This window comes from Zooshikella ganghwensis DSM 15267, from assembly GCF_000428585.1.
Classification (GTDB): domain Bacteria; phylum Pseudomonadota; class Gammaproteobacteria; order Pseudomonadales; family Zooshikellaceae; genus Zooshikella; species Zooshikella ganghwensis.
In genome coordinates this window covers 1-6,629 of the sequence record NZ_AUAF01000200.1, presented here as the reverse complement: position 1 = coordinate 6,629, position 6,629 = coordinate 1, and the positions used below count along the sequence as shown (strand labels likewise).

The following is a 6,629-nucleotide window of genomic DNA, read 5'->3' as shown; positions in this document are numbered from 1 at the left end:
GTTTGGGCCATACATCCTTACCCTTTAAATGCTTTGGCAATGCCATTGGCCACAGCGATTTGCATTTTTTCCCAATAATCGTGCTCAAAAAAACAGGCCGCGCCCATCGTTTCGGCCGTCACTGGCTCATGAGGAAAGTGTTTTTTAGCGAGCCAGATCAGCTGTGATAGATGGTTAGTCGCTAGTTGCTCGCTGTAGTCGGTACAGGCTTTACCATGATATTCACTTGTGGCACATAGGCTTCTATTAAAGCTTCAGCAATTTGTATACTGACAGAAGGTAGTTTTAATAATGCTTTTAATGCGTCTTTATCGTTCTCAACTACTGTTTGCATACAAAAATTATGTGCCATCGACAGCTTATTTTTTTGATTCACACCACCGACGAAATAATTAAAATTCTCCACGGTAATCACAAAAGTGAGTTCTTGATCGTTAATGGTTAAGGTATATTTTTGTTCACTCATCGTGGGGGTTCCCTTGGTTTAATAAAATAATAAAATCCAGACGTTTATTAATGTCGTCAAAACGTTGGGTGATCGTTTCGAATTTACTGTCTATTTTTGTTTCTAAGCTTTTAATCGTGGTTTTCTTAGCAAAGTTTTCGTTAATCCAGGCCTTCAGAATGAGAAATTCACGCTGATTACTGCTCATTTGGCTGTAGATATACACATTCCAGGCAATTAAATGGGTCACAAACAAACCCACAAACGACATAAATAATTTATGGCGTAATTCAGGGTGCTTTTCGAGCATGACGCGTGACCTGCATAATTAAAGGCATGACATTTTTAATGGCCCGCTCGCCAAATAAAAAACCAAGCACTAACACATTAATCAATGTCAAAGCAGTTTCTTGTTGGTCGGTCAGTTGCCAGGTAGCAAACCAACACCAATCCAGGTACAAGGTGGCAAAACCCCAGACCGGACGTTGTGCCCCGCGCAGAAACAGCAACAGCCGACCAATGACGGGTAATGCTAAGAGATCCTGGGCCGTACCTTCCAGCTGGCTAATACGCTGTGTGAGTAAGGCTTCTGCTTGGTTAATTAAGCGTTGTTGCTGTTGGGCATACTTCAGCTCAAGTTGCCGGCACTCCAAGGCAAATTGCTGTTGTTGTTCCGGTGAAACATCGGGCGGAAAATATTTAACCGCGGTATCCACCACCTTATCCACTAAACCACCACCGATTAAATTCGTTAGTTTTGCGGCGAGTCCTTGCAGCATGTTAATAACTCCAAATCCAGGGCCTAGGCCGGGTGGTCGTTTTGGGGGCCATATCTAAATGAATAAAACGGCTGCCACCTTTTTGCTTAATGCCAATGCCGGTAAAGCCTAGATCCAAGGCGTGCTTTAACACGATCACGGCCTGTTCACCCTGACAGGCAATATCCACCGCACAGCCCAGACTATGGGCACCGGGTGTGGTTTTCTTTTTTTCTTCGGGGTGATTGGCACAGCGGTAGCCACTGGTAACCGGTAACGGAAAGCCACACAATATCCGCAGCTCAATCAGTCGTGACATAAAGTCAGGCTGCATCTGTTGTTGACCACAGCCACAACGACAGGTTAATTCTCGGTCAGAAAAAAATGAGTAGGCCATGATTACACCAGATTCTCGGTTTCTTCAGGGCGTAAATACGACACGCCATTGATTTTAATAAAATCCGGACTGGTGACGGCAAAGGGCAATTTAATTACGGATTTTTCGCCGCCCTTACTGTCGATATCCAGCAAATTGGTGACTTTAATAAGGCAACCAAACGCTTCTACCCGTAATTCTTCGTCACCGGTTTTGGCAAAATACACCATGTCAAAGGGTTCCAGTCCTCGAAAACTTCCCGCTTGTTTCGCGGCATCCAAAACCAGCTGGAAATTCTGGGCATCCACTTCAAGCTCGCCAGAGGCTTCCACATCACCGTCGACGTAGCCATTGGGCACGCCGTGGTTATAAACGGGTGAACGGTTATCGGTGATATCCAGTGAGGCTTTTTCGACATGCAGCATCACATCACCGAGGGTAATATCAAAACTTTTTCCCGAAATACGCATTATTTGTCCTCTTTATTGGATAAATCCAAGGCAATATTCACGGTGATGGATTTAGGGGCGTTATAGGGTTTAAGGCTTAAATAAATTTCAACGTCGGTTTTACTTTTCCAAATAATTTCAATATCACTATCCGTAGGTTGGTGAATTTCATTCGGAAAAATACGCCCCATAAAACGCACCGATTTACTCATTTGCCGCAAGGGCGTCATAAAATAATTTTTATTACAGGCAATTGATAAATCGGTATTATTGAGTGAGCGATCGGCTATTTTACTGATCGCTAACAGCCGTATTTGGCGAGCGGCTTTATCAACGATGCGTAAATGTTCTATGACCTGATAATCACCGCCAGGTTGCTCTAACAGGCTGGCATCACCCCAATAGGTTCCCGGATAATCGGGATAGGTTTGTGGTACTGAGAGCCGTATTTTGTCCAGCTCAACGATAATGGCACTGGGCAGCGCCATGCCCTCCTTATCTTTCGGGACAGGGCCTAAACCGATCAATGGTCCCGACGCCACCCGCATCGGACTGTCAGCAATGCTCACGCTGCTGTTGCAGAGTCGGCCGGCTAGCACACCGACATTATTGCCGTGTAATTGGGGCACCACACAAACCCGAGGGGCCGCCACGGAAATCACTAGGGCTTTTTGGGCCGCTAAATACTGGGACCAGGTTTGTTCAGGGGTAATGCCTGGCGTCGTCGCCATAAAGATCATACGGCGCCCGTGTTTGTTAATAGCCGATAATGACGCCGCATACATCGCTTGCAGATCCGTTTGATTGGCCACCGGTGTGGTAACCACCACCGCTTCCGGAGAAACGTCCTGTTCCATGGCCAGCTCAAAGGCGTCTTGCCAGGTACCGCCTTCGGCTAAGGGCACCGCATACGCCGACCAGTGCTGTCCGCCATTAGCTTTGGCGGCAATTAATTGGCTTTTTAAATCAGAATCCGCTTCACCCAATAACGTATCCAGCTCAGTTTGGCTATTAATACTCAATACATCACCATGACGCTGCGGCGCTGGCCCGATAAATAAAAAGGTCCGTTCAATCGCCGTAATCGGGCCTTGAAAAAGATTTAAGTTATTGACCGTGACCTTGCCCAGTGCCATGTCATCACCTCATTGCCTGTAGGAATTCACGCAATTGCGCGTCCAGTATTTGATAAATGTCGTCATTCGTCGCCCCTAAAAAAGGCCGTGCGGCCAGGGGAATACGCCAGCGGGATTGCTGGGGTTTATCGGTTAATTCCCGCAAAATCGCGCCCGCCATACCAAAGGTTAAATGCTCGGTAATCCACGCCAGGCTAGGCCGTTTATGGCCTTTGCCGCGTTTACGTTTGATGGTAAAACCGGCTCGGATTAACGCCCGTGCGATGTTTTTCGGGCAGGGTTCGTCATACGTCGCCCGTGTTATTTTTGGTAAGTCACGGCTACTCATGGTCTGGCTTAAGCCTTCCTGTTGCCGTTTGGCAATGGCCCCCGTTACCGGATTACGCCAACCGATCACTACCCGGTTTGCGTTCGCCTGTATGCCCATGGTGCGAGATAATCCGCGCAGCATTTTTTTACGTTTACGTCGATTTTTACGGGCGGCCATGTTTTGGCCCGAGAGTGTTTTTTGCTGGCGAATACGCTGGCGGCTGTGCTTACGCACGGCTTTACCGGCATTGAGTAAGGCTTTGCGTTTATCACTGGGCGACAGTTGCAGTACGGCGAATTGCTCACGGACGGATAACCCATTGTGGCTAACGCTGATAGGATTAGCGGGTGCTGGCATCGGTCACCTCACCGCTTTCAGCAATCCATAAATCATAATCCCCGGTATCCCAGCGTTTCCCTGCATAATGAATCGGACCTTGCTCCTTCTCTACTAAACACACCGACTCACAAAAAGGAATCATCAGGCGTACATCCACTAACCCCTCTTCCGTCAGCTCATACTCAAACTCGGGTTTATCAACATCCTGCTGATTACGTGCCTGGTCATGCTCGGCCAGCCAACCACTGACAATGGCGACCAACGCCGTATAACTGGCTTTCACCAGGTTTAATTCAAACACGGCATCATAGCTGACCTGGGCCATTTCCAAACCTTGCTCGCCCGGCTTGGTAAGAATGTCCAGCTGATTATTTTCTGGATAGGCTTCCAGTTTTTCCGGGGTGACCAGTTTTAAATCCAGTAAATACTCTTTAAAGGCCGTGAGTTTTTTCATAATAATTCAGCGCTAATAAATAACTCGCTTTGCAATTGGCACAGCGCACGTTGCGACGCCGCCAACCAAAAGCCGTAGGTGTCGTCATTGGTTTTAGCGACATGCTCGGCTTTATCGCTGCTAAAAATCGTTTGGTATTGCTTCAGCACATTGGCTTTGGCCAGGCACATCACCGCCCGCTGATATAAAAAACAGTCACGATGTTCGCCATTTACGGTGGTGCTGGGGCGCTCGGCTAAGGACAGATAGCCTTTGCTGATGACTTGGGTTTTAAAGGTTTCCAGCTGTCCATTAATGGTGATGACTGCCTGAATCAGTTCGCTTTCAATTAAATCTTCTGTGTATTCATGCAGCCGATATAGCTGCTGAAAGTCACCTACGGACACCGTTGGAAAAAATTCATCACTGGTGATGTCAGTGGTCGCGGGTTGATATAAACTGTCGTGAATGCTCATACAAAGCCTTTTAAAACGACCAGGGCACAGCACCGATTAAAAAATAAAAGCACGTTTCTTTTTTTAAGGGTGCGGCCCGGTCGGGTGCGGGGAGCTTTATTTATTTAGTTAATTTGTTGCGTAATTTTTCGAGCTTGGTTTTAACCTGCACTTTTTCCCAAGTTTCATGGGCTTTTTCATAAAACACTAACGCATCGTCTAATTGGTTATTTGCTTCAAATTTCGAGGCTGCAATTTTATAAAAGCGCGCTTTCACTTCCTTAATGACATCCCAGGTGCCGTTCAGTAAATACTCCAATACCCAATCAAAAATCGTCTCCGAATCCTCGATACGATGATCTAAAGCTTTTAACACCTCATCACAGACAAAGGTGGCCATCTCTCGACGCCGAAACGTCTCAGGCATTGGCTGTTGTTGTTGAATTGCAATGGTCGCCAGTTCTAAGGCGTCGAATAGCTGATTGGTATCAAACAGCCAAATCACCACATACACCAACACCTCATTTGGGTGTTCCCAACCGGACGCTAAATACCGTTGAATATAATCCTGATACTTAGGAATCAGTTGTCGTTTATAATCCGCTTTGGCTTGATAACCTTGTAGTTTTTTAAGCTCGCCCAAATCCACCCGTAAACCACGCAGTTGCAATTGACAGAGCTGCTTAGCATTCGCCAGTGTGGCAAACGCGGTTTCTGGACTATACGGCACCCGTTCAGCCATCTGGATGGCATCCGCTTGTCGTTGCTTTTGCCGCATCGCTAAGCTCAACATGGTTACGATTCACCTTTAAACTTCAGTTTATCCGGTTCAACAAACGCCACTTTTTGATATTGCTCGACGACATAGCCCTCGTTCCGTGAATTATAATCTTCCACCTGGTCGCGACGGGGATTATCCATCACCTGCTTACGCCAGGAGCTGCTTTGAAAATACAACGATAAATTATTAAAACTGGTGACCATCGCCAACCGAGGTGGCATGCCCGGAAATGAAAAAGAAGGCAATCCGCCAAAGGTTTTGATCACTTGCTGATTTTCCACTTTTTCTTTTTCAGATGGGGTTTCACCCTGGGCGTGATACAACCGTAAGTGATAATGTGCCAATAAATCACTGCCCACTAAAAACACTAAATCAGGATCCGCTTTAAAGGGTTCACCGATCATGTATTTTAAATCCGTGGCTAGTTCGTCCAGGTTGGCATAATCATCCCCCAAAATAATCGGGTTACCCTGATCGTCTTTGTGAAGGATTTGATCGGGGGCTTTCTCTCGCATGATCTGCAGCCAACCTTTATTCACATCCTGTAACTGGGGGTTCGCCGCTAAATCCGTTTGCGTCGCCACACTGGTGCCATACCAACCGACCATAATCCGATCCACGCCCATACGATGCTGTACCGCTCGGCTATAGCGTGACGCAAAATCTTTAAACTTGGCCCACACATCCATTTGCTCGTAGCTGATACAGACATCAGATTCAGTCTTATAGAGCTGGTAACCGTCATTATCCAGATCCACCAGGTTACGCGGGACACGGTCTTGTTTTTTGGTATTGGTGCGCCCTGTCACCGCACTGGCCACCCCTAAAAAGACTTTTTCGCCCTGCAGCTCATTGACAGGTAGCACATTGATTTTTTGCAACATGGGATTGGTGGCGACAATCGCATCATTGAGTTTTTGTTCAATGGACGGTGCAACATTAAATTTATGCGCCACATTACGTACATTGTAAGTACGCGCCATATTACGCTTTAAAGTGTTAAATTGCTGAATCGTTTCTGGACGCATTACAGCACCTCGTCATGTTCTTCGGCAGGGCCTTCGTTCTCAGGGATGTACGTGCCTTCCATGCTGAACTGCTTCACGACATTTTCCAGCTGGGTGAGGGACTGTTTAAGGCTGTTAAA

The 6,629-nt window shown here is 46.9% G+C and carries 12 protein-coding genes; all 12 read right to left on the bottom strand.

Features of this window, described 5'->3' with window-relative positions; translation table 11 throughout:
- Positions 1 to 17: 17 nt before the first annotated feature.
- Positions 18 to 158, bottom strand: a complete 141-nt coding sequence (locus tag F607_RS36235; protein ID WP_420864449.1) for a DUF6890 family protein — start codon at positions 156 to 158, stop codon at positions 18 to 20.
- Between the two features lie 23 nt (positions 159 to 181).
- Positions 182 to 466, bottom strand: coding sequence for a putative phage tail assembly chaperone (locus F607_RS0123670; protein ID WP_027710046.1), 285 nt, complete (start codon positions 464 to 466; stop codon positions 182 to 184).
- Positions 459 to 755, bottom strand: coding sequence for a hypothetical protein (locus F607_RS0123665; RefSeq protein ID WP_027710045.1), 297 nt, complete (start codon positions 753 to 755; stop codon positions 459 to 461). Before F607_RS0123665 ends, F607_RS0123670 begins: the two co-directional genes overlap by 8 nt.
- Positions 736 to 1,224: a hypothetical protein gene (locus F607_RS0123660; protein ID WP_038292148.1), complete on the bottom strand. Its 489-nt coding sequence runs from the start codon at positions 1,222 to 1,224 to the stop codon at positions 736 to 738. Before F607_RS0123660 ends, F607_RS0123665 begins: the two co-directional genes overlap by 20 nt.
- 1 nt (position 1,225) lies before the next feature.
- On the bottom strand, positions 1,226 to 1,600 hold the full coding sequence (locus tag F607_RS0123655) for a D-Ala-D-Ala carboxypeptidase family metallohydrolase (protein ID WP_084611395.1): 375 nt from the start codon (positions 1,598 to 1,600) through the stop codon (positions 1,226 to 1,228).
- 2 nt (positions 1,601 to 1,602) lie between these two features.
- Positions 1,603 to 2,049, bottom strand: coding sequence for a phage protein (locus F607_RS0123650; RefSeq protein WP_211233705.1), 447 nt, complete (start codon positions 2,047 to 2,049; stop codon positions 1,603 to 1,605).
- Positions 2,049 to 3,164, bottom strand: a complete 1,116-nt coding sequence (locus F607_RS0123645; RefSeq protein WP_027710041.1) for a DUF2586 domain-containing protein — start codon at positions 3,162 to 3,164, stop codon at positions 2,049 to 2,051. The genes F607_RS0123650 and F607_RS0123645 overlap by 1 nt, the downstream gene beginning before the upstream one ends.
- Before the next feature lie 4 nt (positions 3,165 to 3,168).
- On the bottom strand, positions 3,169 to 3,831 hold the full coding sequence (locus F607_RS0123640) for a hypothetical protein (protein WP_051311777.1): 663 nt from the start codon (positions 3,829 to 3,831) through the stop codon (positions 3,169 to 3,171).
- The gene (locus tag F607_RS0123635; protein WP_027710039.1) at positions 3,815 to 4,267 is read right to left on the bottom strand and encodes a phage tail protein; all 453 of its coding nucleotides are present in this window, start codon (positions 4,265 to 4,267) and stop codon (positions 3,815 to 3,817) included. The genes F607_RS0123640 and F607_RS0123635 overlap by 17 nt, the downstream gene beginning before the upstream one ends.
- Positions 4,264 to 4,722, bottom strand: a complete 459-nt coding sequence (locus tag F607_RS0123630; protein ID WP_027710038.1) for a head completion/stabilization protein — start codon at positions 4,720 to 4,722, stop codon at positions 4,264 to 4,266. Before F607_RS0123630 ends, F607_RS0123635 begins: the two co-directional genes overlap by 4 nt.
- 100 nt (positions 4,723 to 4,822) lie before the next feature.
- Positions 4,823 to 5,494 (bottom strand): phage terminase small subunit, encoded by a 672-nt coding sequence (gpM, locus tag F607_RS0123625; protein ID WP_027710037.1) that lies wholly within the window; start codon positions 5,492 to 5,494, stop codon positions 4,823 to 4,825.
- 2 nt (positions 5,495 to 5,496) lie between these two features.
- Positions 5,497 to 6,510 carry a phage major capsid protein, P2 family gene (locus F607_RS0123620; RefSeq protein ID WP_038292147.1) on the bottom strand — a complete coding sequence of 338 codons (1,014 nt, stop codon included), beginning with the start codon at positions 6,508 to 6,510 and terminating at the stop codon, positions 5,497 to 5,499.
- Positions 6,511 to 6,629 lie beyond the last annotated feature (119 nt).